Here is a 26,406-nt window from a genome sequence, read left to right as displayed (position 1 = left end):
AAAAAAGACACCTTTTGGTGTCTTTTTTATTAATATTCTAATAAGTCTTTCAATTCTTTTTCAAATCTTGTTTTTGGCAAATATTGGTCTTCTAATGTTTTCACGAAAGGTATCGGGCTTTCTAAACTACCTACTCTTCGTACCGGAGCATCTAAATACTGAAAACAGTTTTCCATAATCAATGCTGATATATCGCTGGCTACACCGCCAAAAAGTGTGTCTTCCTGCAGAATAATGCATTTTCCAGTCTTTTTTACTGAATTGTATATTGCATCCATATCCAATGGTTGAAGTGTTCTTAAATCGATTAAATCGGCTTTTATTTCAGTATTATTATTAAGAACTTCCAAAGCCCAGTGAACTCCTGCTCCAAAAGAAACTATAGTTACCTCATTTCCTTCTCTGACAAAAGCTGCTTTTCCAAAAGGTATCGTGTAATAATCCTTCGGCACATCCTGATAAATACTACGATATAACTGCTTGTGTTCAAAATAGATTACTGGGTTCGGGTCATTGATTGCAGTGTTTAAAAGTCCTTTTGCATCATAAGGAAATGCTGGATAAACCACTTTTAAACCAGGTGTTTTGGTAAACCAAGCCTCATTAGTTTGTGAGTGAAACGGACCAGCTTGTGTGCCACCACCGCAAGGCATTCGCACTACTACATCGGATTTTTCACCCCAACGGTAGTGTTGCTTTGCTAATAAATTTACAATTGGATTGAATCCTGAGGATACAAAATCGGCGAATTGCATTTCCATTACCGCTTTATAACCATTGATTGATAAACCGTTAGCGGCAGAAACCACAGCGCTTTCGCAGATTGGTGTGTTGCGCACTCTTTCCTTTCCAAACTTAGCTACAAAACCATCAGTGATTTTAAAAGCACCACCATATTCGGCTATGTCTTGTCCCATGATAACCAAATTAGGATGACGCTCCATAGATTGGCTTAAACTAGTAGATATTGCGTCTATTAGTCGAATGTTTTCCGTTTCTGAACTTGGGCTAAATTCTTCAAAATCATAAGGTTCATAAACATCATTTAATTCTTCACTCAAATTAGCTTCAAAGTCGGGTTCGGCTTGAGTAATTACCCAATGTTCGTCTATTTCGGCTTTAATTCGTGCTTTTATGTCATTATCAACATCATCAAAAAGGACACCAATTCGCATCAGATAATCGCGGTAATTTGAGATTGGGTCTTTGATAGCCCACTCATCCATCAACTCCTGTGGAACATATTTGGTACCACTTGCTTCTTCGTGACCACGCATTCTGAAGGTTTTAAACTCTAACAAAACTGGTCGCGGATTATCAACCATCGACGCTTTTAACAGTGAAACTTTAGCATAAACATCTAATATATTATTCCCATCGATGATATGACTTTCCATACCATACCCAATACCTTTATCTGCCAGATTAGCACAACGGTATTGCTCGTTGGTTGGTGTTGACAATCCATAACCATTATTCTCGATTACAAACAACACCGGCAAATCCCATACAGCGGCTATGTTTAAGGCTTCGTGAAAATCTCCTTCGCTGGTTGCTCCTTCTCCGGTAAATACTGCCGTAACTTTTCCGTTGTTTTTCAGCTTATTTGCTAATGCTATTCCATCGGCTACACCCATTTGTGGTCCGAGGTGCGATATCATTCCAATGATTTTATACTCTTGCGTTCCAAAATGAAAACTGCGGTCTCTACCTTTAGTAAACCCCGATTTCTTGCCTTGCCATTGTGAAAAAAGCTTGCTCAACGGTATATCTCTACCTGTAAAAACCCCAAGATTTCGGTGCATCGGCAGGATGTATTCGTCTTTATCCAAGGCAGCCGTTATCCCTACAGATATAGCTTCCTGACCGATTCCTGAGAACCATTTAGAAACTTTTCCCTGACGCAGCAGGATTAACATCTTTTCTTCAATCAGGCGTGGTTTGAGCAGTTTTTTGTATAAATCCAACAATTGGGTATTGGATAATTCTCTTCTGTCGAAATTCATTGGTTTTGTTTTATAGCGTTGCAAAAATATAAAAAGAGATGCTCATCTTGAGTTTTTATTATATAAATATATAGTTATAGTAAATATTCAAAAAAAGCATTGATACGAATATCATTTTATACTAAAATCATCTTTCTTGCTAGTTAGCATCAAAATTATTGATTTTACTGGGTTTGTTAATAGTGAGTCCATACTGAGTCCGTACTGAGTCCATACTGAGTCCGTATAAAACACTGTTTTATATGGACTTACTATGCTAACAGTATCGTAATAATATGTTAAAACTTCGAATCATACTAAAAGAATACTTACTTTTATTCTACTCATTAGTAACACTTTACATCATGGCACGGTTAGGAAACAAAAAGAATTTCAAAGGATTGGTAGGCAATGTAGTTTTTAGAGAACAAGATGGGATGCAAATTGTTCAAAGCCGAGCCACCAATGTCAAGCAGTCGAAAGCAACAAAATCATGCGCTACCGAGTTTGGTAATTGCAGCAAATGGGCAAAACAATTGCGCATTGGACTTACACCTTTTCTACTTGGAATGACCGACAACACCATGCATCAGCGCTTGACTACCGCTATTTATAGTCGCATAAAAGGCACTACCGGTATGGAAATTGGCACCCGAACTCCTTTTACAGTGTGGATGGAACCTATGGGTAGATTTGAATATAACTTAAATTCGCCTTTTGAAAACTATTTTCGACCTAATATTTATTCTACGCTGAATGCTGCCCATGAAGTAACGGTTTTAATCAATGATTTTGTGGTAGATACTGATGTAACCTTCCCGTTAGGCTGCTCTACCGCGGATTTAGTTATCCTGATACAAGCTACAACACTCGAAGAAGGCTACACACCGCTAGAGTTGTATATTACTATTCCTGTAAATAAAGGCACTGTGTTACCCGAAGATATTGAATGGGTTACTGAGCCTATGCCGCCACATCACCTAATAACCGTTAGCGCTAAGCTGTATTATTATAATTTAAATACCTTTTCGGGACGCAATTATCTGAATACAAAAACATTTAGCCCTGCTCAAATGATATTGATTGATACAACGCATGTTTAAGTTAATCTTCTCATTCTCTTAACAAAAAATAGACAAAAAACCTATATCTTTGCAGCTTTTAAACGGGATATTTCCCTAAAATTCAATAACAAAATAGTTTTAAAGGTATGCAACAAATTCCAAGTGTTGACTTACGTGATTTCCTGTCGGACGATCCGGCACGTAAACAAAAGTTTGTAAATGAAATCGGAAAGGCTTACGAAGAAATAGGCTTCGTAGCATTAAAAGGTCATTTTTTAGATGACGAATTGGTTGAAAACTTGTACGGCGAAGTACGCAACTTTTTCAATCTACCATTGGAAACCAAAGAAAAATATGAAATTCCAGGCATTGGCGGACAACGTGGCTATGTTTCTTTTGGGAAAGAATCAGCTAAAGGACGTTCGGCTGGCGACTTGAAAGAGTTTTGGCACTTCGGACAATACGTTTCTGAAGGCTCAAAATATGCCAACGCCTATCCTGACAATGTGGAAGTAACAGAGTTACCTCACTTCAATTCGGTAGGTAAAGAAGCCTATCAAATGCTTGAAAAAACAGGTGTTTATGTGTTGAGAGCTTTGGCTTTATACATTGGATTAGACGAGTTTTATTTTGACAACTACATCAAAGACGGAAACTCAATTCTGCGTCCAATACACTATCCACCTATAACAGACGAGCCAAAAGACGGCGCTGTTCGTGCGGCTGCTCATGGCGATATCAACCTGATTACGCTATTAATGGGAGCTCAGGGTAAAGGATTACAAGTAATGAATCATAACGGCGAATGGATTGATGCTATGGCTGAGCCAGACGAATTAATGATTAATGTAGGCGATATGTTATCGAGACATACCAACAATAAATTGAAATCTACCATTCACCAAGTGGTGAATCCACCAAGAGAATTATGGGGTTCATCTCGTTATTCGATTCCATTTTTTATGCATCCTGTTAGCGACATGAAGCTAGATTGCTTAGAAGAATGTATTGATGCTAACAATCCTAAAGCTTTTGACGACATCACGGCGGGCGAATTTTTGCACGAAAGATTGGTTGAATTAGGGCTTATCAAAAAATAAATCTTTATCTTTGAAATAGAAACTTCCAAATCTCAATATTGCATTGGGGTTTGGATTTTTCCTTTATTGTTATTTTTTAACGCCATGGATTTACAAGAACAACTTAAAAAACTATTCCCAGAGCATCAGGTTTCTGAAGAACAAGAGGAAGCAGTAGAAAACGAACACGAATTATACGTTCAAAAAGAACCTATGATTTGCAAATATGAAAAGCGAAAAGGCAAAGCCACAACCATTATTGAAGGTTATGAAGGCGATGAGGAAGACTTTAAAATACTAGCCAAAGACATTAAGACCAAGCTTAGTGTTGGCGGAAGTTTCAAAGATGGAGCTATCATTATTCAAGGCGATTATCGCGATAAGATTATGAACATCCTTAAAGAAAAAGGATTTAAAGTTAAGCGTGTTGGCGGATAAATAAATTAAGAATTTAGAATTTTGAGTTTAGAATTTTAGAAGCATGCATGTTACAAAAAACTAAAAACCACAAACCAATAAAACAAAAAACCAATGATTAAATCATCTGAATTAATATTGAACCCTGATGGTAGTGTTTACCATTTGAACCTAAAACCAGAACATATAGCCCACGATATCATCTTTGTAGGCGACCAAAATAGAGTAGAAAAAATAACGAAACACTTTGATAGTATTGAGTTTTCTACCCAAAAACGCGAATTTAAAACCCAAACAGGTACGTATAAAGGCAAACGAATGACAGTATTGTCTTCGGGCATTGGTCCGGATAATATTGACATTGTAATGAATGAACTCGATGCATTAGTGAATATTGATTTGACTACACGCACGATAAAAGAAACGTTGACTTCGCTGAATATTGTTCGCATTGGTACTTCGGGTTCGCTACAAGCCGATATTCCCGTAGATAGTTTTGTAATGGGAACACACGGATTAGGCTTAGATAACATGCTTCGCTCCTATTTGATTGATGACATTTGCGAGAAAGACATTGAAGAAGCGTTTATCAAACACACCAATTGGGATTTGAGAAAAGGAACGCCTTATGTAATTGCGTGTTCAGAAACGTTGAAAGAAAAAATAGAAAGCCCAAAAATACACACTGGAATTACCGGAACAGCTGGTGGTTTTTATGGTCCGCAAGGCCGCGTATTGCGCCTAGGAATTCAAGATTTGGAGTTGAACAGTAAGATGGATAGCTTTGAGTTTAATGGTCATAGAATGGCAAATTTAGAGATGGAAACCTCGGCTATTTATGGTTTAGGTAAGCTGTTAGGTCATAATTGTCTTTCGATGAACGCTATTATTGCCAACAGAGCCAACGGGACTTTTAGCGATGATCCGTATAAAGCAGTTGACGAATTGATTGAATACACGTTGAATAAACTGGCAGAATAAGCCTGAAAAATGGAATTTATAACTTTTGAAACCGAGCGTTTATTGCTTCGTCCGCTAGAGTTAACGGATGCCGAAGCTATGTTTGCAATGGACAGCAATCCAGATGTACACACTTATTTATGGCAAAAACCCAGCACCGATATTGCGGAAAGTATTAAAGTAATTGAATATGTTCACCGTCAGTATAACCAAAATAATATTGGAAGATTTGCTACTATTCTAAAGGAAACCGGAGAGTTTATAGGCTGGACAGGTATAAAATTTGTTGACGACCATATAGAAAATGGCAATACTAACTTTTACGATTATGGATATCGCCTGAATCCAAAATTCTGGAATAAAGGCTATGCTACTGAAGCAACGCAGTTTTGGTTGACTTATGGAATTGACCAATTGAAGGTTAGCGACCTGAATGCTTATACACATGCTCAAAACGGCGCTTCTAACAAAGTGTTAGGAAGATGTGGCATGACCTTTATGGAAGAATATCCCGATCCTGAAGGAGTATTTTGGACCTGGTGGCAAATGAAGAATACTAATCAATAAGAAGAACAAGTACACAAAAACAATAAATCACAATGAAAACCATAAAAATAGTTGGCGTTCCCGAGCATTTTAATCTTCCGTGGCATTTATGCATTGAAAATGGAGAATTTGAAGTAGAAGGAATTGACTTGGAATGGACCGATATACCCGAAGGAACGGGCAAAATGTGCCAAATGCTTCGCGATGGAGAAACTGACATGGCTGTGATTTTGAGTGAAGGAATTGTGAAAGATATCGTTGGCGGTAACGATAGTTCTATTGTGCAAGTATTTGTTCAAAGTCCGTTAATCTGGGGAATTCATGTGGCAGCTAATTCACCATATCAAACTATTACTGATGTTGAACACAAGAAAGTAGCGATTTCGCGCTATGGTTCGGGTTCGCATTTGATGGCGATAGTCAACGCACAAAACAACAATTGGAACACAGAAACCTTAGAATATGAATTAGTAAACACCATTGATGGCGCTGTAGAGTCATTGACAAATGGCACTTCGGACTATTTCATGTGGGAACGATTTATGACACAACCGTTGGTAGATAAAGGCGTATTTCGAAGAATTGGTGAATGTCCTACTCCATGGCCATGCTTTGTGATTGCTGTTAGAAACGAAGTTTTAGAAAAGCATCCACAAACCATAGCTAGAATATTGGAAATCATCAACGAAACAACACTTGAGTTTAAAGATATTCCGAGCATAGACAGAACGTTAGCATCCAAATACCATCAAAAACTAGAAGACATCCAACAGTGGTTGCGATTAACACGATGGTCGCAAAAACCATTGGACGAAAAAGTGTTAAACAAAATTCAAAATCAATTATTTGACCTGAAAATTATTGATAAAAAAGGTACTTTTGCTGAAATAGTAAAAGCCGTTTAGCTTTTACAACAGGCATAATGATTAAACTAGGAAACCTTAATTATCAAACGTTAAAAGAACGACTTAGGATAAAAAGTCCGTGGGATTCCATTATCATTTTTTTGCTGAGTATTCTTTTTACTATTCCAGTTTTCATTATTGCCCATCAAAAACTCATCGATTTAGAATGGCCAATCCATTTGGATAGAATACTGCTATTTATTCTAATTACTACGGCATTCCATTTAATATTAAAAGCAATGCGTCGCATTACTTTGATTAGTATCATCATTTATGTATTGACACTACTCTATGGAACCATTTTTGGCGGTTATGGATTTGTTAGCGTTTTTGATGATTACCGCTCAATGATATACGCGATGACCGAAGATCCTAATCCGCAGGACTTGATAGTATCCAAACTTTTGCCTTTTCCGAATAAGTATAAAATTATCAAAGCGGTAGAATATGACAATCCAAGAATAAGAAGCTATGCGCTTAGAGCTACAACAAAAAACTTCAGAAAAGTTAAAGGTTATAACGAATATTTCACGCTGATACAGTGTTTTGCTGTGTTTAAAGAGATTAATAGCAACTGGAATTACGTTAGCGACCCAAAAGGAAGAGATTATATTGCTACTGCTTCAGAAACACTTCCCTACCTTTCTGGCGATTGCGATGACCATTCTATCTTTATGGCAGCTTGTATTAAGTCGATTGGAGGTATTCCTAGATTAATACACACTAAAGGACATATTTATCCTGAGATTTATATTGGAGATAAAAAAAGTGATTTGGAAGCGGTTAACTACTTAATCAAAAAAGAATTGTTTTCACGAGAATCCAAAGGTCAATCACTTCATTATCATATTGATGAGCGTGGAAAAATTTGGTTGAATCTAGATTATACTGCAGATTATCCTGGTGGTCCATTTATGAATGAAGAGATACTGGGTGCTTTGACACTCGATTAGAAACTACCATTATTTATTAAACTTATTTTGTATATTCGCTCAATCAAATACTATTGATTAATGAAAAAATTTATTTTGATTTTATTGATGTTTTCTGCCTTGGCAAACGCACAAGAAAGTACACCTAATCCAAGAAAGAATGAACTTCGCGTAGATGTTCTACAAGCAATATTGTCGTCTAAAGCAAGTGTTAGTTATGAACGTTTTTTAGACAATGACTTTTCTGTTGGATTTAATGTGAATTTTACAAGCAGTTCAAAAGTAAAAACAGATTTTGATGAAGGTTATGTAGATAATTTACCAAAATATGAGTTTAATCCTTATGTGCGATATGCTTTATCAAAAGGAAAGAAAACCTATTATTTTGCTGAAGTATTTGGTTCTTACAATGGTGGCGAGCACAAAGAAATTGTATATAAAATTGATGAGAACTTAAATGGATATTATGACACACAGAAGTCAAACTATACTGATTTTGGTGCTGGAGCTGCTTTAGGTTTCAAACTTTATTTTACAGACAGTTTTGGGATGGAAGTACTTGTTGGTTTTGGGTATAATTTTGCAAATACAGATAAAAGCCCAGATAAGATTTCAAGAGTTGGTATTGGTTTAGGTTATCGTTTTTAATTGATAAGTTTATGAAAAAGTTATTCTATATAGTTCTTTTTAGCAGTGCATTTCTATTTACAAATTGTGATACTAATGACGATGGTTTTTATCACAATGTATTTCTTGAAGCAAACAATTTGGTTACCATTCAAACCCAACCTTCATATGCAGTTGGTGATTACTTGTATATAGACGCTGATTTTTCAAGATATTTACCTGACTCAGAAAATCAAGCCGCTTTATTGGATATTTACAAAACTACTAACGGTGCAACACAATTTGTTTTTTCTTATGTTATAGAAAGAAAAATTAACGCAACCGATTGGGAAGTGGTTTCTGTGGATGACAATTTATTAGACATCAATCAAGGTTCAGCGATAAATGGTGAGTATGTCTATGGTATTTGTCAATTAGACAACGTTGAACAATCTTATTTATACAATGTTGGTTTTCCATTATTAAGTGCAGGTGATTACAGGTTAAGTTTTGGCTATAACAGTTCATCAACAAATAAAGTTGAATTACGCTCCGTTAGTAGACCAAAAGATTTGGTTATGAACATAAACTCAACGGTTACAGGATTAGACAGCGAAGGCTATTATAATTTCACGGTAAACTAACTACCATTCTATTATTTGTTTTCCTTTCTGAAGTAAAAATTCATTTGTTTTAATGAAATGATTATTGCCAAACCATTTTTTATGTACACTCGCAAAAGAAGGATGACCCGATTCTAATACAAGATGTTTGCTTTTATTGATAAGTTCGGCTTTCTTTTGAGCAAAACTTCCCCAAAGCAAGAAAACAATTTGTTCCTTTTCTTTAGATATTTTTTCAATAACAGCATCTGTAAAAATTTGCCAATCAAGGTTTTTATGACTGTTTGGACTATCTTTTCTAACCGTCATTGTAGCATTTAAAAGTAAAACACCTTGCTTTGCCCAATGTTCTAAATTACCCGTTGATGGAAAAAAAAGTCGGTCAAATTCTGTATTGATTTCAGTAAAAATATTGCGCAAAGAAGGCGGAATTTTTACTCCATCATTTACAGAGAAACACAAACCATTGGCTTCACCTACTCCATGATACGGATCTTGACCAATAATCACTACTTTCAACTCATTGACATCAAATTGATTAAAGGCATTAAAAATCAACTCCTTTGGAGGAAAACAAATGTAATTTTCATACTCTTCATCTAAAGAATTTAGTAAAGAAACAAAATAAGATTTCTCGAATTCCGATGCTAAAAAATCCTGCCACGATGGTTTGATATTGAATTGCATTTTACTTTTTTTACAAATATAAATAGTTTAAAACTTTGTAACTTTGTGCTAAGATATAATTTATGATTTCAGTTACTGATAAAACACTTAAAGACTTAGAATTTACTACTGTTTTACAAACTATTTCTGAGCGTTGCAACACAGAAATGGGGAAACAAAAAGCTTTAGAAATTGTTCCTATAAAAGACCAAGAAAGTTTGATGAACGCTTTGCTTCAAACTTCGGAATATGTTTCTTCTTTTAGTAACAATAATGCTATTCCAAATCATGGTTTTGATAATTTATCCAAAGATTTCAAGTTTCTTGCAATAGAAGATAGCTTTCTTGAAGTCGGCAGTTTTAGAAAAATTGCTACGCTTTCGGAAACAGTTAATACATTATTATTGTTTTTGAAAAAATTCAAAGACTATTATCCAAAACTTAACGAAAAAGCTTCACACGTTGAGTTTACAAAAATCATCATCCAAAAAATTGATGAAGTAGTTGATAAGTATGGTGAGATAAAAGATAATGCTTCGCCCGATTTAATCAATATTCGTCGCGACATGAATGTTGTTAGAGGAAAAGTAAATCAAAGTTTCGGACAAGCTTTAAGTCAATATAATTCTTTGGGTTATTTGGATGAAATCAAAGAAAGTTTTGTTGAAAACAGAAGAGTTTTAGCGGTTTTAGCCATGTATCGCAAAAAAGTAAAAGGTTCAATTCTTGGTAGTTCTAAAACAGGAAGTATTGCTTATATAGAACCAGAAGCTACTTTGCGTTATTCAAGAGATTTAAGTAATCTGGAATATGAAGAAAAAGAAGAAATTACAAGAATCTTAAAGAAACTTTCAAACGAAATTAGACCATTTTTGGAGTTATTGTGGCAGTATCAGGATTTCTTAAGTGATATTGATGTTATTGCTGGAAAAGCTAAATATGCAAATAAAATCAATGCAATATTACCAATAATTACAAAAGAAAAAAGACTTTTTTTTAGAGAAGCATTTCATCCTATTTTGTATTTAAACAATTTAGAAAAAAAAGAGAAAACATATCCACAAACTATTGAATTAACTAATGAAAATAGAATTATTGTAATTTCTGGTCCAAATGCTGGTGGAAAAACAATTTCTTTAAAAACAATTGGTTTACTTCAACTCATGCTGCAATGTGGTATCTTAATTCCGGTTCATGAACGTAGCGAAACTTTTCTTTTTGATAGAATTCTAACCGACATTGGCGATAACCAATCGATAGAAAATCATTTAAGTACATATAGTTATCGATTGAAAAACATGAATTATTTTCTAAAAAAATGCAATGCAAAGACCTTATTCCTGATTGATGAATTCGGTACAGGTTCTGATCCTGAACTTGGTGGAGCTTTAGCAGAAATATTTTTAGAAGAGTTTTATCATAGGGAAGCATTTGGTATTATAACTACCCATTATTCAAATTTAAAAATATTAGCAAACGAATTACCTTTTGCCTCAAATGCTAACATGCTTTTTGACGAAAAGTCATTAGAACCAATGTATAAATTAGTGCTAGGACAAGCTGGAAGTTCGTTTACGTTTGAAGTTGCTCAAAAAAATGGAATTCCATTTGGGTTAATTAATCGTGCCAAAAAGAAAATAGAAAAAGGAAAAGTACGTTTTGACAAAACCATTGCTACGCTTCAAAAAGAACGTTCAAAACTAGAAAAAACTTCACTTAATCTCAAAGAGGAAGAAGGAAAAGCTAGAGAAGAAAGTAAAAAGTTAGAAAACATCAATGCAAAGATTCAAGATAAACTAGAACGATATCAAGAATTGTATGATGCCAATCAAAGATTGATTTATATTGGTCAAAAGATTGACGACATTTCAGAGAAATATTTCAACAATAAAGACAAAAAAGTTCTGATTGGTGAATTCTTAAAAATGGTTGAAATTGAAAACTCTAAACGTAAAAAAGTAACCGTTAAAGAGAAAAAAGCTGCTGAAGTCGTTAAAAAAGAAATCATTAAAGAAGTTGAAGTTAAAGTTGAAAAAATACGCATAGAAAAAAAGGAAAGGAAAATAAAAGCTCAAAAAATTGAAGCAGAAAAACCAAAAGTTGTATTGAAAATTGGCGATAGAGTTAGAATGATAGACGGAAAAGCTATTGGAACTTTAGATAAAATCGAAAAAAATAAAGCAGTAGTCAATTATGGAGTTTTCACTTCAAAAGTAAGTTTAGAAGAATTAGAATTTGTTCAAGCTAAGTAAAAATGGAAATTAACGAACTACCAAAAGACAAAAAAATCATCTTATTTGATGGAGTTTGTAATTTGTGTAATTCTTCTGTTCAATTCATTATCAAAAAAGATAAAAAAGATGTTTTTAGATTTGTTGCACTTCAATCTGAACTTGGTCAAAAAATAACAACCCATATTGGAGTAAATTCAAGTAATATTGATAGTTTTTTACTCTATGAACCGGGAAATGCCTATTATAATAAAGCTGAAGCTGCTTTAAAAATCTCATCTACTTTAGGTGGTTTATACAGTTTACTTTCCATTTTCAATTATTTTCCAAAACAAATTTCAAATTACATTTATGATTATGTAGCTAGAAATCGTTATAAATGGTATGGTAAAAAAGAAAGTTGTATGATTCCAACACCAGAAATAAAATCTAAATTTTTAGAATAAAAAAAACGACTAAGTTGCCTCAGTCGTTTTTTAATATATTGTGAAAAATAAATTATTCTTTAATCACTTTTTTAGTTGCAACACCTTGATCAGTTGTTACATTCATCATATAAATTCCAGTAGCTAAATCACTAATATCTACTTGACCTTCTGTAGCATTTATTTTTTGAGATTTAACAACTCTACCATTTAAATCAGTTAAAACAACATTATCAACAACAGCATTCAATGAATTTGAAATATTGATTATATTTTTTGTTGGATTAGGGTAAACAACTAAATTATTTGATAAGAAATCATTAGAATTTAAATTTGTAGTAAATTCAACTTTATCAAGAACAATAGATGTAGCAACCGAAGTTGCAGGATTATTATGATTGAAACCAAAATAATACGTGCCTGTTGTTGGAGCAGTAAAATTATTTGTAGTTACAACAAAAGTTGTACCCACAACATTAACTGTAGATAAAGTCGTAGTTTGTCCTACAGGTGTTGGAGCTGAACCTACTTTAGAAATCAAACTATTAGCAACAGTTGTACTTGTCGATCTTGTAGAAAATTTTAAGGTAATTTGCTCATTTGCAGTTAAGTAAATCGGTCTTGAATATAACCATCTATCTGTAGCGGCAGTTGTAGATGAATTACTAAACACCATCTGAACACCATCCGCATAAAATGCAGCTCCTGCTGTATTATTTAAACTAAACGATCCTGTCCATCCATCTGCATTATATCCTCCATTGGCTGCTGTAGTTTCAAATCCATAATTACTATTTGTTACATAGGAAGCAGTAAAAATATTATAAGGACCTATCCACATACTTCCACATGAATTTCTAACATAATATTGATATCTATTATTAGGGGTTAGATTCGTAACAACATAACTATTAGTTGGAGAAGTTCCTGTTTGAGTAGAAGGAATAAAACCAACTGCTCCTACTGCTACTTCGTAACCAGTCGCACCAGTTACAGCATCCCAATTTAATGTTGCTGTTGTTAAACCAATTGCATTTGTAGTCATAACTCTATTAGGAGATTGACAAGTTGAATTACCAGTAATAGAAATATTATCTACAGCCAACAAAAACATATCTGTAGAAAAGTTTTGAAATGCAATATATATTGTACCCGTATAAGATGATAAATCTAATGTTCTTCTAGTCCATGTTGTGTTTTCACCCGTTGAACCAGTTGTTCCATTTCCTTGAGCAAATAACTGAGTAGTAAAATTAGCAACAGAATTACCCGTAGTAGAAATAAAAACTTTATATGAATCCTTATAAGTTGGATCATAGGTTCTTGCATCCCATGAAAGTGTTTTAGTACCTGCAGGTAAAACAATTGCAGGTGAAATCAACCAATCGTTTGAAGTTCCTGCTGGAGTATACCATGAGTTACTCATCGCAACATTATTCCCGAATTCTTCAGTTGTCGAAACCCATGCTGCATTAACAAAATTTACACCTGCATTTGGTGTTAATCCATCAACATTATTTAGTGTCCATCCAGCTATTCCTGGTCCAATACCATCCCAATTCTCTTGGAAAATAATTTGAGCACTTGTAAGTTGACTAAAACCAAAAAGTGTTAAAAGTAAAAGTTTTTTCATAAATTATTTTTTAAATTAATTAATTGATTCAAATTTACTAAAGAAATCGATATAAAAAATTTTTTTTTTAATCTTTTTCCCATTTCCCTACTATACTAGTTGCCAAAGCATTACCTAACACATTTGTACCACTTCTGAACATATCACAAAAATGGTCTATCGGTAATATTAAAGCTATTCCTTCAACTGGAATTTTAAACATCCCACAAGTAGCCGCAACAACGACTAAACTTGCTCTTGGAACTCCAGCAATTCCTTTACTGGTAAGCATTAAAACCAATAACATGGTAAACTGTGTTCCTGTATCTAAAGGTATATTATAAGCTTGAGCAATAAAAATACTAGCAAAAGTCATATACATCATACTACCATCAAGATTAAAAGAATATCCAAGTGGCAACATAAAAGATACTATTTTATCTTTAATCCCAAAGCGTTCAAGCTCTTCAGTTAATTTTGGAAAAACAGCCTCACTACTTGTGGTTCCAAATGCTATAATAATTGGTCCCGTAATTCTTTTTAGCAAAGTAGTCATGTGTCCTTTCAAGAAAATATAACCAACAACTAACAATAATAGCCACAAGGATGAAATCCCAACCATGAATGAACCAAAAAATTTAGCATAGGTTATTAATAATTCTGAGACATCTTTAACTGCAAAAACTCCAGCGATAGCGCCAAAAACTCCTAGTGGCGCAAAAGCCATGACGTAATTAACCATTTTTAGAATGATATGTGAAGTTTTTTCTAAAGCATTGACCACAGGCTTTGTATAATCTCCTATTGAAGCTGCAGCAAGACCGAAAAAAATTGAAAAAATAACAATTTGTAATATTTCATTGGTAGCCATAGCTTCAACTATACTTTTTGGAATAATATGTTCAATGAAATTTTGAGCTGAAAATACTTGAGTCTTATCAACTACATCTGATGCAGCCGACATATCAACATCTTTCAAATTTAAGCCAACACCAGGTTGCAATGTATTTACCCAAAATAATCCAATTAATAATGAAATAAATGAAGCTGTAAAAAACCAACCTAAAGCTCTTCCTCCTATTCTTCCAACGGATTTCAAATCACCAAGTTTTGCAATTCCTACCACCAAAGTTGTAAAAACTAAAGGTGCAATAATCATTTGCACTAAACGAATGAAAATAGTTGCTAATATTTTTATGTAATTACTGAATGATTTTGCGGAATCAACATCATAATTATTGTGAACAAAAATCCCAATTATTGCTCCAATAATCATAGCAATAATAATTTGAACCGTTAAATTTTTAAAGATTGATTGTTTCTTTTCTTGTACTTCCATCTAATGATTGTAAATTTTGTTTAATAAATAAAAATCTGTCATGACCAATGCCGCCATGGCTTCAACTATAGGAACAGCTCTTGGAACTACACATGGATCGTGTCTTCCTTTTCCTTGTTGTTCAATTATTTCTCCTTGATTAGTCAATACTTCTTGTTTTTGCAGAATGGTTGCAACAGGTTTAAAAGCTACCCTAAAATAGATATCCATTCCGTTAGAAATTCCACCTTGAATTCCACCAGAAAGATTAGTTTTTGTCGTTCCATCTTCATTAAATAAATCATTATGTTCGCTGCCTTTCATTCTTGCTCCGCAAAATCCACTTCCATATTCAAAGCCATGAACAGCGTTAATCGATAGCATTGCTTTACCTAATTCGGCATGCAATTTATCAAAAACAGGTTCACCCAATCCAATTGGAACATTCTGAATGACGCAAGTAATCGTTCCGCCAACAGTGTCGCCTTGTTTTTTTATTTCTTTGATGTAATCTTCCATTTTTTTAGCAGAAGCTATATCTGGACATCGCACATCATTGGTTTCAGTTAAAATAAAATCTAAATCTTGATACGGTTTATCAATAAAAATTTCTCCAACAGATGATACAAAAGCATTGATTTTTATCTCTGAAAAAACTTGTTTTGCAATTGCTCCTGCAACAACTCTACATGCAGTTTCACGAGCAGAACTTCTTCCTCCACCGCGATAGTCACGAATACCATATTTTTTTTCATAAACATAGTCTGCATGACTTGGACGATAACTATCTTTTATATGTGAATAATCATTTGATTTTTGATTCGTATTATTTATCACAAAACCAATTGGTGTTCCAGTTGTTTTTCCTTCAAAAATCCCAGAAAGAAACTGAACTTCATCTTCTTCTTTTCGTTGGGTAACAATGCTAGATTGGCCTGGTTTTCTTCGTTGCATTTCTTTTTGAATTGCTTCAAAATCTAATTGAATTCCTGAAGGACAACCATCAATTATTCCTCCAATAGCTTCACCGTGTGATTCGCCAAAAGTGGTTAGTTTAAAAAGAGTTCCAAAACTGTTACCAGCCATTGTTTTTGTGTTTTGAACAAATATAGTTTTTTGTTTGAAGTTATTAAAACTTTAAACTGATTTTAGAATCGATAGTTATTTACAAAAAATTGATTTTAAAGTTAAAATGATTTAACGATAAATCTACATATAGTTAATATCCAATCCTTTAATTTGTAAAACTTCTATTGAGATGAAAAAAAGAAAATTAGATGTCGTTGTAATCTCTGATGCACATTTAGGAACTTATGGTTCACACGCTACTGAACTTTACCATTACTTGAATTCAATAAAACCAAAAACATTAGTCTTAAATGGTGATATTATAGATATTTGGCAGTTTAGAAAATCCTATTTTCCAAAATCACATTTGAAAGTAATCAAAAAAATAATTGACCTTGCTTCTAAAGGAACAAAGGTTTACTATTTAACGGGAAATCATGATGAAATGTTAAGAAAGTTTAGTCCTTCTGTTTTAGGCAACTTTACTTTGGCTGATAAAATAGTTTTAGATATAGATTATAAAAAAGCATGGATTTTTCATGGTGATGTTTTTGATGCTTCGGTTCAACATTCAAAATGGATTGCAAAACTTGGTGGTTTGGGTTATGATTATTTAATTCTAATTAATCGCTTTGTAAATTGGTGCTTAAAAAAAATTGGAAAAGAACCTTATTCATTTTCAAAAAAAATAAAAGCAAGTGTTAAAAAAGCAGTTAAACATATTTCTGATTTTGAAAACACCGCAACTGAATTAGCTATAGAAAACAAATATGACTATGTCATTTGCGGACACATCCATGAACCAAAGATTACACGCCAAGTTCGTAAAAATGGTTCTACTATGTATCTTAATTCTGGTGATTGGGTAGAAAACTTAACTGCTTTGGAGTACAACAAAAAACGTTGGAAACTTTATAGATATGAAGATCATACCGAAAAAGAAGATGAAGATTTATTTGAAATGGATGATTTAATCAAACATCAACTGGTTGCTTCAATTGTGATGCAAAAACCTTCGAAATAGTTTTAAATATCATATTTTCATAATTAAACATAAAAAAAGTTGTTAAAAAGCAGGATTTAACTTGTTATTCCGAAATTTTGAAATGTTTTTCTAAAATAATATAACAAAAAGTAAAAATGTTCGTTATAAATTTGTAATATAAATAACAAACAAAGTTTAATTATGAAAAAAATCATTTTATCAGCATTCATGTTAATTGGATTAACATTTGCAACACAGGCACAGGATATTTCTAAAAATGCATTAGGTCTTCGTCTGGGAGACAATGATGGTTTTGGTGGTGAAATATCATATCAAAGAGGTTTAGGAAGTAACAACAGATTAGAATTAGATTTAGGTTGGCGTAACAGTAGAGATGTTGATGCATTCAAATTAGTAGGTTTATACCAATGGGTTTGGAACATAGACAAAGGTTTTAATTGGTACGCAGGTGTTGGTGCAGGTGTTGGAAGTTGGAGTTATGACAAAAATGGATTCAGCGATAGCGGAACATTTATCTTAGCTGCGGGAGATTTAGGTATTGAATATAATTTTGATGTGCCTATTCAATTATCTCTTGATTTTAGACCAGAGTTGTATTTAAATAACAATGGTGACAACAAATTTAGAGAAGACAGTTTCGGTCCAGATATTGCTTTAGGTATTCGTTATAGATGGTAATCTTAAAGTATTAATAATAAAAAAACGTCTGCAATGCAGACGTTTTTTTATTTAATTACAATTGGTTTCTTAGAATTAATTTTAATAATAGTGTATGGGTAAATTATATTTTCGTCAGACAAATCAATTTCAGTTTCCTTCTGTGTGTCTTTGATATAAACTATAATTTCTTTTTCGGTTTCAACAACTTTTTCAACTTTTATTCTGTTATAAGTTTCCTTTGTTGGCCCTGAATTTAATATTAAAAAATTACTTTTAACTGTATCATCTTTTTTAATCTTCTTTCTTAAAGATTCATCGCCTAATAACATCATTATTTCTTTTGGCTCCGTTAAAATTTCATAAAATTTGATATTTGCTCCACCATTGTTATTAGTCGCTAAAACTTCATACAGAGGTTTTTTTTCTACAACTTTATTTGAAGTTGAACAAGAAAATAAAAGAAATCCAAAAACAAGAATACTAATTCTTTTTACCATATTAAACTGGATATTTAGAGTTTTGAATTGCAGATTGATACAATTCTTCATATAACGGAAGTATATTTTTAATATCAAATTGTTGAGCAACATTTAATGCATTTGATTTAAATTGTTCTAAAATAGAATCATTTTCAAGTATTGCAATCGCATTTTTTGCCATTTCATCTGTATCACCAACGTTACTTAAATATCCTGATATTCCATCAAAATTTACTTCAGGTAAACCACCTGAATTACTTGATATAACTGGAACACTCCAAGCCATTGCTTCTAAAGCGGCCAAACCAAAGCTTTCGGTTTCTGAAGGCAATAAGAACAAATCCGAATAAGATAATATTTTATCAATTTCATTGCTGTTTCCAAAGAAAATAACTCTTTCTTGAATACCTAATTTTTGACAAAGAAATTCTGCTTTTTCTTTTTCTGGTCCATCACCAACCATCATTAATTTAGCTGGCATTTTTTGTTGAATTTTATAGAAAATATTAATTACATCTGGAATTCGTTTTACTTTTCTAAAATTACTAATATGGGTAATAATTTTTTCTTCTTTTGTTGCCATCACAGAACGTTGACAGGAAATTTGCTTTTCATTTCTGTGTTTATCTAATTCAATAAAATTAGGAATTACATGTATTTCCTTTTTAATATTGAACAAAGCATAGGTATCATCTTTTAAACTTTGAGAAACAGAAGTCACAACATCCGATTTATTAATGCTAAAACTCACCGCGGGTTTGTAATGGGGATGATTTCCAACAAGTGTAATATCAGTTCCGTGAAGTGTTGTTATCATCGGAATAATAATTCCTTCATCTTTAAGCATTTGTTTTGCCATATAACCTGCATAAGCATGCGGAATTGCATAATGAACATGCATTAAGTCAATTTTATACAACTTCACCATATCAACTAATTTACTGGATAAAGCTAATTCATAAGGTTGATAATGAAACAATGGATATTCAGGAACGTTAACTTCGTGATAGTGAACATTTGGATTCAACAAAGCCAAACGAACTGGTTGTCTATACGTTATAAAATGAATTTCGTGTCCGCGATGTGCTAACTCCAAGCCTAACTCTGTAGCTACAACACCACTTCCACCAAATGTAGGATAACAAACAATTGCAATTTTCATGTAGTAGTTTTAGTTATACGAAATTATGGAAAATAAAGGTTAATAGTGATAAAAATAAGTTAAAGTAGCTTCATTTTATCAATTTTAAGCCAGAAGATAAATTCATGTACTTTATCTTAAATCTAAATTTTTATATTTACACAAATCAAAAAAAATAAAGTACCACATGATTAAAAAATTAACCTTTGTTTTAGGATTATTTATTGCTACATCTACGTTTGCGCAGCTAAAACAAATAACATTAGAAGAATCCGTTTTACAACAAGGCAGAAAATTTGGAGCCGATAAACTTACCGGATTTCAATGGATTCCAAACTCATCAAATTATGTTTATTATACTGATTCTTGGACCAAAATGGTTTCAGACAATGCAGTTAAACCAAACAAAAAAGAATTAGTAACACTTTCTGAAATAAACAGTGCTTTAGGCACTAAACTTCGTAACTTTTTTGGTTTGCAATGGATAGATGCAAACACAGTTTTAGTGACTGAAAGAAACAAATATTATAGTTATTCTTTAACTAATAAATCTGGAAAATTACTTTTTGAAACTCCAGAAAGCGCAGAAAATCAAGCAGTAGATGGAACGAAATCGAAAGTTGCCTATACAATTTACAACAATTTATACTTAAATATTGATGGGAAAGAAATTGCAGTGACTTCAAATACTGATAGAAATATAGTTTCAGGACAAACTATCGCTAGAAGTGAATTTGGAATTTCAGGTGGAATATTTTGGTCACCAAAATCTAATTTTTTAGCCTTTTATCAAAAAGATGAAACCGATGTTGCTGATTACCCTTTGTTAGACATCAATGAAACACCAGGAAAATTAGTTTCCATAAAATACCCAATGATAGGTCAAGCATCAGAAAAGCCTAAAGTGGGAATTTTTAATTTGAGTACTGGAAAAACTGTTTTTATCTCGCCAAGAGGAAATTCTGAAGATTATTTAACCAATCTTTCTTGGACACCAGATGAAAAATACGTGTTGATTGCCGAAGTGAATCGAGGTCAAAATAATATGGATTTAAATTTATATGATGCGGTTTCTGGCTCATTTATTAAAACATTAATTAATGAAAAAAGCACTACATGGGTTGAGCCAGAGCATGATGCTTTTTTTCCAAATGCAGCATCAAATAATTTTGTTTGGATTTCTGAAAAAGATGGTTTTAACCAATTGTATTACTACTCAATAGATGGAAAATTAATCAAACAATTGACCGCTAATAAATTTCCAATAAGAGAAATCATTGGTTCTAATTCTGCTGGAACTGAAATTTATTTTAAAGCAACTGGAGCAAATGCTACCAATATGTTAGGCTATAAAGTTGATTTAAAAGGAAAACAAATACTTATTACAAAAGATGAAGGCGTTCATAATGTGATTATTTCTAACGATGGGAATTGGTTTTTTGATGAATTTTCTAACCATAATACACCTTCAAAATCGTTGCTATATGATAAAAAAGGATTTTCTAAAACGCTGTTAGTAAGCCCAAATAAATATGATGGTTATCAAATTGGTTCCGCTGAAATCAAAACGATAAAAAGTGCTGACGGAACAACAGATTTATATACGAGATTAATTAAACCGAGTAATTTTGATGCCACTAAAAAATATCCAGTAATGGTTTATGTTTATGGCGGACCACATGCTCAGATGATTACTAATTCATATTTAGATGGCGCAAATCTATGGATGTATTGGATGGCAGAACAAGGTTATTTAGTATTTACAGTTGACAATCGTGGTTCAGACAATCGTGGTTTTGCTTTTGAAAGTGTAATTCATAGAAATTTAGGTGTAAACGAAATAGAAGATCAATTAAAAGGTGTTGAATATTTAAAATCATTGCCTTATGTTGATGGAAACCGATTGGCGGTTCATGGATGGAGTTATGGAGGATTTATGACGACTTCGTTATTAACTAGAAAACCTGATGTATTTAAAGTTGGAGTTGCTGGCGGACCAGTTATTGATTGGAAATGGTATGAAATCATGTATGGCGAACGTTATATGGATACACCAAGTGAAAATGAAAAAGGCTTTGAAGAAGCCAACGTAATCAATCATGCAAAAGATTTAAAAGCAAAACTTTTACTAATTCACGGAACGAGCGATGATGTTGTAGTAATGCAACATAACTTAGCTTTAGTGAAAAAGTTTGTTGAATTAGGGTATCAAAACGTAGATTTCTTTCCTTATCCAATGCACAAACATAATGTTACTGGAAAAGACAGAGTACATCTAATTGATAAAGTATTGCATTATATTATTGAGAATAATAAATAGACATTAATTTTATAGATAAAAAAATCCCGAATTTCAATTAAAAGAATTTGGGATTTTTTTATGATACAATTTTACGTTTTCTGCGGTTTCTTTCTTGCAGCTGGAAACAACACATTATTAAGTATTAATCGAAAACCTGGAGAATTTGGATGCAAGTCTAAAACTGTTGGCTCATCGCCTACTCTATGTTGATAATCTTCAGGATCATGACCGCCGAAAAAAGTAAAAAAACCTTTTCCTTTTTGACCGTGAATGTATCTTCCTTCTTCGTTTAATTGGTTTTCGCCTAAAACTAATACATTCGATTTTATTAAACTTCTGTCAAAAGCTGTGGTTTGTCCCATAAAACCTTTTACTAATTGTGTGTGATTTTGACATAACATACTAGGAATAACATCCCATTTTGCTGAAAATTCCATTAAAGTAAAATAATCTTTCTCCATAGGAATTCTTCGTTTTTCTGTCATATCAATATCCGAGAATTCATAACGTTCTGGTCTTCGTTCTAAAATAAAATCTTTAAAGGCAAATGATTTTGTATAATCAATTTTTGATTGATAATTAGCATCACTATTGTCGCCATCAAACATTGGTTCACAAATATCTACTCCTTCAGCCGCTAATGCTATATCAAAACTATCAGTAGCCGAACACATGGCAAACATAAATCCACCGCCAATAACAAAATCTCTGATTTTTTTTGCTACGGCTAATTTTTCTTGTGAAACTTTACTGTAACCCAACTTTGCAGCAAGTTCTTCAGCCTCTTTTTTCTGCTCAATATACCAAGGCGCATTTCTGTAAGCACCAAAAAATTTACCGTATTGACCAGTAAAATCTTCATGATGTAAATGCAACCAATCATATAAAATTAATTGATCTGACAAAACTTCTTCATCATAAATAGGTGTAAATGGAATTTCGGCATAAGTTAAAACCATAGTAACTGCATCATCCCAAGGTTGCTTTCCTTTTGGTGTATAAACCGCAATTTTAGGAGCTTTTTCTAAAACCACAGTTTCCATATTTTGTGATGGAGAAGAAATTTCATCAAGAATTTGATTTGCCTCAGCAACTGACAATAATTCAAAACTAACACCTCTAATTTGACATTCTCTTCTTATTTCTGGAGCATCAGGCAATAAAAAGGAACCACCACGATAATTAAGTAGCCAACTAGCTTTGTATTGTTTGTCTAAACACCAATAAGTTATACCATATGCTTTCAAATGATTCTTTTGAGAAACATCATCCATTGGCAATAAAATGAAATTTGCTTTTACTGTAGCCGAAACCAGTAATATTACTGCAAACACTAGTGTTTTTAGGAACTTCATTGAAATAATTTTAATCGAAGATACTACTTTAAGCGTATTTATCATTCAATTTTTTGTTAAAAATAAATCTAAAAATAGGTATTTCTACGTATATGTAGGTCATAAACAAGGCTTAAATTTGAAATATCAATAAAAGCTTATTTAAATCAATCATATATGTCTGATTCTTTAAAAAAATTAAATTTTGTGGTTAAAATAGGTTTGTTTGTTTTATTTATAATAATTGTTTTGAATTTTATTTTATCATTCGAGCTTTTAATCAAATAAATTACAATAAAAACAACTCAAAAAAAAACGTGATTCATAAAATAAGAACCACGTTTAGTATTTAATACATTTTCATTATTTATTAAAAAGGCACATCATTTTCATCGTCAGGTGCATTCAAATTACTACCAAAAGCATCGTTAGGTGAAGGTAAATTTTTGGTTAAAAAAGGATTATCATCCATGTTCATTCTTGATGGTAAATCATCATACATACTACTAAAATCCTCAAGATTATCAAATTTACCTAAATGACCGACAAACTTTAATCGAATATTTTCCAACGAACCATTTCTGTGTTTTGCAATAATAAATTCGGCTTGCCCTTCAGTTGGTGTATGTTCATCATCATCCCATTCATCAATTTTATAATATTCTGGCCTGTAAATAAATGAAACAATATCAGCATCTTGCTCAATTGCACCCGATTCACGTAAATCAGAAAGCAAAGGTCTTTTACTTGAACCACGAGTTTCAACAGCACGCGATAATTGTGAAAGAGCAATAACTGGAACTTCCAATTCTTTAGCTAAAGCTTTTAAATTTCTTGAAATTGTAGAGATTTCTTGCTCACGATTTCCACCGCCTTTTCCATTGCTTCCGCCAGCAGTCATTAACTGAAGATAATCTACAATTATTAATTTAATTCCATGTTGAGATGACAAACGACGCGCTTTTGCACGCAAATCAAAAATTGATAAAGATGGCGTATCATCAATATACAAAGGAGCTTTCTCTAAATCTTTAACTTTTGTAGAAAGTTGTTCCCATTCATGTTTTTCGAGTTTTCCAGTTCTTAATTTTTCAGAAGACAAACCTGTTTCAGAGGAAATTAAACGTGTAATTAACTGTACTGAAGACATCTCAAGTGAAAATAACGCAACTGGATGACCAAAATCAATAGCCATATTACGAGCCATAGAAAGTACAAAAGCAGTTTTACCCATACCTGGACGAGCCGCAATAATCACCAAATCTGACGGCTGCCAACCAGAAGTTACTTTGTCTAATTTTTCAAAACCCGTTGGAATTCCACTTAAACCTTCTTTGTTCGCAATTTCTTCAATTCGTTTTTTTGCTTGAATAACTAAACTTTGAGCAGTTTCTGAACTACGTTTTATATTTCCTTGAGTTACTTCATACAATTTTGATTCTGCTTTATCTAATAAATCAAAAACATCAGTAGATTCATCATAAGAATCTTCAATTATTTCAGAAGATATTTTTATTAAGCTGCGTTGTATAAATTTCTGAAGAATAATTCTAGAATGAAATTCAATATGAGCCGAAGATGATATCTTTTGAGTCAGTTGAATTAAATAAAAATCGCCACCAGCCAAATCTAATTTTCCGTTCTTTTTTAGCTGAGCAGAAACTGTTAATAAGTCAATAGGCTGAGAATCTGTGAATAACTGAAAAATTGCTTCAAAAATATGTTTGTGTCCTTCTTTGTAAAAAGCATCAGGCTGCAAAATATCAATAACTTCATCAACTCCTTTTTTATCAATCATCATTGCTCCCAACACAGCTTCTTCAAGATCTAAAGCTTGTGGCGGAAGTTTTCCTTTTTCTAAATTAATAATTGTAGTTTTTTCTACTTTTATTGGGTTAATATTTTTGAGATTTTCCATAGAGCGAAAGTACCTTTTTTTATCAAAAATTTAAAGTCGAGTTATACAACTTAACTGTTTATAAGTTTTGTTTTTTTGTTGATAACCATAAAAAAATCCGAAACTGTTGGGCTTCGGATTAAGAAATATTTCGTAAGATATTACTCTTTAAATTCACCCATTTTGCTGTATTTGTCCATCCTTTGGGCAACTAAATCAGTTGTTGATAAATCCTTTAATTCGTTAAAAGCTTTCATAATATATTTTTCAACTGTTTTAAAAGTTGTTTCTCTATCATAATGAGCTCCACCAAGTGGTTCTGGAATAACTTCATCAACTAACTTTTGTTTTTTCATATCAGATGAAGTTAATTTTAAAGCTTCGGCAGCTGTTTCTTTATATTCCCAACTTTTCCATAAAATTGAAGAACATGATTCAGGTGAAATTACAGAATACCAAGTGTTTTCCATCATTAATACTCTATCACCAACACCAATTCCTAATGCACCACCAGAAGCACCTTCACCAACTATTACACATATAATTGGAACTTTAAGTCTAACCATTTCTAAAATGTTTCTTGCAATAGCTTCACCTTGTCCTCTTTCTTCTGCTTCTAAACCTGGATATGCACCAGGAGTATCAATCAAGGTTATTACAGGAATTCCAAATTTTTCAGCCATTTTCATTAAGCGCAATGCTTTTCTATAGCCTTCTGGATTTGCCATTCCGAAGTTTCTGTATTGACGTGTTTTAGTATTGTATCCTTTTTGTTGGCCAATTATCATAAACGATTGTCCATCAATTTTTCCTAAACCGCCAACCATAGCTTTGTCATCCTTGAAACCTCTATCACCATGCAATTCTAGAAAAGTATCTCCACACAAAGCTTTAATATGATCTAAAGTATATGGTCGGTTTGGGTGACGAGAAAGTTGTACTCTTTGCCAAGCCGTTAAATTTTTATAGATATTTTTCTTAGTTTCTTCAAGCTTCTTTTCTATCTGTTTGCAAGTTTTTGAAACATCTACATCTGACTCTTGTCCAATTACCAAACATTTATCTAATTGGTCTTCAAGTTCTTTAATGGGTAGTTCAAAATCTAAATATTCCATAGAAGTAATTGTTTTGTTTTTTCGTAAAGCAAATA

At 32.7% G+C, this 26,406-nt stretch carries 24 protein-coding genes; 14 read left to right on the top strand and 10 right to left on the bottom strand.

Annotation, left to right across the window (positions count from 1 at the left end; translation table 11 throughout):
- Positions 1-29 precede the first annotated feature (29 nt).
- Positions 30-2,006 carry an alpha-ketoacid dehydrogenase subunit alpha/beta gene (locus RN605_RS01185; RefSeq protein ID WP_313321581.1) on the bottom strand — a complete coding sequence of 659 codons (1,977 nt, stop codon included), beginning with the start codon at positions 2,004-2,006 and terminating at the stop codon, positions 30-32.
- Between the two features lie 275 nt (positions 2,007-2,281).
- On the opposite strand from RN605_RS01185, the gene RN605_RS01180 reads away from it, so the two are divergent.
- The 9 genes from RN605_RS01180 (at position 2,282) to RN605_RS01140 (ending at position 9,138) form a co-directional block, all read left to right on the top strand.
- Positions 2,282-3,088 (top strand): hypothetical protein, encoded by an 807-nt coding sequence (locus tag RN605_RS01180; RefSeq protein ID WP_313321580.1) that lies wholly within the window; start codon positions 2,282-2,284, stop codon positions 3,086-3,088.
- A 107-nt stretch (positions 3,089-3,195) separates the two neighbouring features.
- A complete protein-coding gene (locus RN605_RS01175; RefSeq protein WP_313321579.1) occupies positions 3,196-4,149 on the top strand; it encodes an isopenicillin N synthase family dioxygenase in 954 nt (317 codons plus the stop codon).
- An 84-nt stretch (positions 4,150-4,233) separates the two neighbouring features.
- The gene (locus RN605_RS01170; protein ID WP_313321578.1) at positions 4,234-4,566 is read left to right on the top strand and encodes a translation initiation factor; all 333 of its coding nucleotides are present in this window, start codon (positions 4,234-4,236) and stop codon (positions 4,564-4,566) included.
- A gap of 93 nt (positions 4,567-4,659) precedes the next feature.
- On the top strand, positions 4,660-5,526 hold the full coding sequence (locus RN605_RS01165; protein ID WP_313321577.1) for a nucleoside phosphorylase: 867 nt from the start codon (positions 4,660-4,662) through the stop codon (positions 5,524-5,526).
- A 9-nt stretch (positions 5,527-5,535) separates the two neighbouring features.
- Positions 5,536-6,072, top strand: coding sequence for a GNAT family N-acetyltransferase (locus tag RN605_RS01160; RefSeq protein ID WP_313321576.1), 537 nt, complete (start codon positions 5,536-5,538; stop codon positions 6,070-6,072).
- A 32-nt stretch (positions 6,073-6,104) separates the two neighbouring features.
- Positions 6,105-6,956 (top strand): substrate-binding domain-containing protein, encoded by an 852-nt coding sequence (locus tag RN605_RS01155; protein ID WP_313321575.1) that lies wholly within the window; start codon positions 6,105-6,107, stop codon positions 6,954-6,956.
- A 17-nt stretch (positions 6,957-6,973) separates the two neighbouring features.
- Complete coding sequence (locus RN605_RS01150) at positions 6,974-7,909, top strand: transglutaminase (RefSeq protein WP_313321574.1); 936 nt, start codon at positions 6,974-6,976, stop codon at positions 7,907-7,909.
- A gap of 60 nt (positions 7,910-7,969) precedes the next feature.
- Entirely contained in the window at positions 7,970-8,536 is a 567-nt protein-coding gene (locus RN605_RS01145; RefSeq protein ID WP_313321573.1) for a DUF3575 domain-containing protein, read from the top strand.
- 11 nt (positions 8,537-8,547) lie between these two features.
- The gene (locus tag RN605_RS01140) at positions 8,548-9,138 is read left to right on the top strand and encodes a hypothetical protein (protein ID WP_313321572.1); all 591 of its coding nucleotides are present in this window, start codon (positions 8,548-8,550) and stop codon (positions 9,136-9,138) included.
- Here the strand turns inward: RN605_RS01140 and ung are convergent, their stop codons facing one another.
- On the bottom strand, positions 9,139-9,804 hold the full coding sequence (gene ung, locus RN605_RS01135; protein WP_313321571.1) for a uracil-DNA glycosylase: 666 nt from the start codon (positions 9,802-9,804) through the stop codon (positions 9,139-9,141). It abuts the gene before it with no gap.
- Positions 9,805-9,866: 62 nt separating this feature from the next.
- Here ung and RN605_RS01130 point away from each other — a divergent pair, with 62 nt between their 5' ends.
- Complete coding sequence (locus tag RN605_RS01130) at positions 9,867-12,035, top strand: endonuclease MutS2 (RefSeq protein ID WP_313321570.1); 2,169 nt, start codon at positions 9,867-9,869, stop codon at positions 12,033-12,035.
- A gap of 8 nt (positions 12,036-12,043) precedes the next feature.
- Positions 12,044-12,460: a thiol-disulfide oxidoreductase DCC family protein gene (locus RN605_RS01125; RefSeq protein ID WP_313325773.1), complete on the top strand. Its 417-nt coding sequence runs from the start codon at positions 12,044-12,046 to the stop codon at positions 12,458-12,460.
- A 52-nt stretch (positions 12,461-12,512) separates the two neighbouring features.
- Here the strand turns inward: RN605_RS01125 and RN605_RS01120 are convergent, their stop codons facing one another.
- The 3 genes from RN605_RS01120 to aroC all read right to left on the bottom strand — a co-directional run bounded on the left by RN605_RS01120 (position 12,513) and on the right by aroC (position 16,455).
- Positions 12,513-14,072, bottom strand: coding sequence for a T9SS-dependent choice-of-anchor J family protein (locus RN605_RS01120; RefSeq protein ID WP_313321569.1), 1,560 nt, complete (start codon positions 14,070-14,072; stop codon positions 12,513-12,515).
- Positions 14,073-14,139: 67 nt separating this feature from the next.
- Positions 14,140-15,390: a dicarboxylate/amino acid:cation symporter gene (locus RN605_RS01115; protein ID WP_313321568.1), complete on the bottom strand. Its 1,251-nt coding sequence runs from the start codon at positions 15,388-15,390 to the stop codon at positions 14,140-14,142.
- Positions 15,391-16,455, bottom strand: coding sequence for a chorismate synthase (gene aroC, locus RN605_RS01110; protein WP_313321567.1), 1,065 nt, complete (start codon positions 16,453-16,455; stop codon positions 15,391-15,393).
- 172 nt (positions 16,456-16,627) lie between these two features.
- Here aroC and RN605_RS01105 point away from each other — a divergent pair, with 172 nt between their 5' ends.
- Both RN605_RS01105 and RN605_RS01100 read left to right on the top strand, forming a co-directional pair.
- Entirely contained in the window at positions 16,628-17,461 is an 834-nt protein-coding gene (locus RN605_RS01105; RefSeq protein ID WP_313321566.1) for a UDP-2,3-diacylglucosamine diphosphatase, read from the top strand.
- Between the two features lie 162 nt (positions 17,462-17,623).
- Entirely contained in the window at positions 17,624-18,121 is a 498-nt protein-coding gene (locus RN605_RS01100) for a hypothetical protein (RefSeq protein ID WP_313321565.1), read from the top strand.
- Between the two features lie 47 nt (positions 18,122-18,168).
- On the opposite strand, the gene RN605_RS01095 is transcribed toward RN605_RS01100, so the two are convergent.
- Together RN605_RS01095 and bshA are read right to left on the bottom strand one after the other, a co-directional pair.
- Positions 18,169-18,600 carry a hypothetical protein gene (locus RN605_RS01095; RefSeq protein WP_313321564.1) on the bottom strand — a complete coding sequence of 144 codons (432 nt, stop codon included), beginning with the start codon at positions 18,598-18,600 and terminating at the stop codon, positions 18,169-18,171.
- Between the two features lies 1 nt (position 18,601).
- Complete coding sequence (bshA, locus tag RN605_RS01090) at positions 18,602-19,744, bottom strand: N-acetyl-alpha-D-glucosaminyl L-malate synthase BshA (RefSeq protein ID WP_313321563.1); 1,143 nt, start codon at positions 19,742-19,744, stop codon at positions 18,602-18,604.
- A 166-nt stretch (positions 19,745-19,910) separates the two neighbouring features.
- Between bshA and RN605_RS01085 the strand changes: the two genes are divergently transcribed.
- Positions 19,911-22,043 (top strand): S9 family peptidase, encoded by a 2,133-nt coding sequence (locus RN605_RS01085; RefSeq protein ID WP_313321562.1) that lies wholly within the window; start codon positions 19,911-19,913, stop codon positions 22,041-22,043.
- A 71-nt stretch (positions 22,044-22,114) separates the two neighbouring features.
- Here the strand turns inward: RN605_RS01085 and RN605_RS01080 are convergent, their stop codons facing one another.
- The 3 genes from RN605_RS01080 to RN605_RS01070 form a co-directional block, all read right to left on the bottom strand.
- Positions 22,115-23,380, bottom strand: a complete 1,266-nt coding sequence (locus tag RN605_RS01080) for an asparagine synthetase B (RefSeq protein ID WP_313321561.1) — start codon at positions 23,378-23,380, stop codon at positions 22,115-22,117.
- Between the two features lie 349 nt (positions 23,381-23,729).
- Positions 23,730-25,277 (bottom strand): replicative DNA helicase, encoded by a 1,548-nt coding sequence (gene dnaB, locus RN605_RS01075; protein ID WP_313321560.1) that lies wholly within the window; start codon positions 25,275-25,277, stop codon positions 23,730-23,732.
- Between the two features lie 140 nt (positions 25,278-25,417).
- Positions 25,418-26,371, bottom strand: a complete 954-nt coding sequence (locus RN605_RS01070) for an acetyl-CoA carboxylase carboxyltransferase subunit alpha (protein WP_313321559.1) — start codon at positions 26,369-26,371, stop codon at positions 25,418-25,420.
- Positions 26,372-26,406 lie beyond the last annotated feature (35 nt).

The organism is Flavobacterium sp. PMTSA4 (assembly GCF_032098525.1).
Classification (GTDB): Bacteria; Bacteroidota; Bacteroidia; order Flavobacteriales; family Flavobacteriaceae; genus Flavobacterium; species Flavobacterium capsici.
This window is presented reverse-complemented; position numbering and strand designations above follow the sequence as displayed.

Bases quoted from the DNA above. Each gene is read 5' to 3' on its own strand.
- RN605_RS01185 (WP_313321581.1), bottom strand. From the start codon at position 2,006: ATGAATTTCGACAGAAGAGAATTATCCAATACCCAATTGTTGGATTTA.
- RN605_RS01180 (WP_313321580.1), top strand. From the start codon at position 2,282: ATGTTAAAACTTCGAATCATACTAAAAGAATACTTACTTTTATTCTAC.
- RN605_RS01175 (WP_313321579.1), top strand. From the start codon at position 3,196: ATGCAACAAATTCCAAGTGTTGACTTACGTGATTTCCTGTCGGACGAT.
- RN605_RS01170 (WP_313321578.1), top strand. From the start codon at position 4,234: ATGGATTTACAAGAACAACTTAAAAAACTATTCCCAGAGCATCAGGTT.
- RN605_RS01165 (WP_313321577.1), top strand. From the start codon at position 4,660: ATGATTAAATCATCTGAATTAATATTGAACCCTGATGGTAGTGTTTAC.
- RN605_RS01160 (WP_313321576.1), top strand. From the start codon at position 5,536: ATGGAATTTATAACTTTTGAAACCGAGCGTTTATTGCTTCGTCCGCTA.
- RN605_RS01155 (WP_313321575.1), top strand. From the start codon at position 6,105: ATGAAAACCATAAAAATAGTTGGCGTTCCCGAGCATTTTAATCTTCCG.
- RN605_RS01150 (WP_313321574.1), top strand. From the start codon at position 6,974: ATGATTAAACTAGGAAACCTTAATTATCAAACGTTAAAAGAACGACTT.
- RN605_RS01145 (WP_313321573.1), top strand. From the start codon at position 7,970: ATGAAAAAATTTATTTTGATTTTATTGATGTTTTCTGCCTTGGCAAAC.
- RN605_RS01140 (WP_313321572.1), top strand. From the start codon at position 8,548: ATGAAAAAGTTATTCTATATAGTTCTTTTTAGCAGTGCATTTCTATTT.
- ung (WP_313321571.1), bottom strand. From the start codon at position 9,804: ATGCAATTCAATATCAAACCATCGTGGCAGGATTTTTTAGCATCGGAA.
- RN605_RS01130 (WP_313321570.1), top strand. From the start codon at position 9,867: ATGATTTCAGTTACTGATAAAACACTTAAAGACTTAGAATTTACTACT.
- RN605_RS01120 (WP_313321569.1), bottom strand. From the start codon at position 14,072: ATGAAAAAACTTTTACTTTTAACACTTTTTGGTTTTAGTCAACTTACA.
- RN605_RS01115 (WP_313321568.1), bottom strand. From the start codon at position 15,390: ATGGAAGTACAAGAAAAGAAACAATCAATCTTTAAAAATTTAACGGTT.
- aroC (WP_313321567.1), bottom strand. From the start codon at position 16,455: ATGGCTGGTAACAGTTTTGGAACTCTTTTTAAACTAACCACTTTTGGC.
- RN605_RS01105 (WP_313321566.1), top strand. From the start codon at position 16,628: ATGAAAAAAAGAAAATTAGATGTCGTTGTAATCTCTGATGCACATTTA.
- RN605_RS01100 (WP_313321565.1), top strand. From the start codon at position 17,624: ATGAAAAAAATCATTTTATCAGCATTCATGTTAATTGGATTAACATTT.
- RN605_RS01095 (WP_313321564.1), bottom strand. From the start codon at position 18,600: ATGGTAAAAAGAATTAGTATTCTTGTTTTTGGATTTCTTTTATTTTCT.
- bshA (WP_313321563.1), bottom strand. From the start codon at position 19,744: ATGAAAATTGCAATTGTTTGTTATCCTACATTTGGTGGAAGTGGTGTT.
- RN605_RS01085 (WP_313321562.1), top strand. From the start codon at position 19,911: ATGATTAAAAAATTAACCTTTGTTTTAGGATTATTTATTGCTACATCT.
- RN605_RS01080 (WP_313321561.1), bottom strand. From the start codon at position 23,380: ATGAAGTTCCTAAAAACACTAGTGTTTGCAGTAATATTACTGGTTTCG.
- dnaB (WP_313321560.1), bottom strand. From the start codon at position 25,277: ATGGAAAATCTCAAAAATATTAACCCAATAAAAGTAGAAAAAACTACA.
- RN605_RS01070 (WP_313321559.1), bottom strand. From the start codon at position 26,371: ATGGAATATTTAGATTTTGAACTACCCATTAAAGAACTTGAAGACCAA.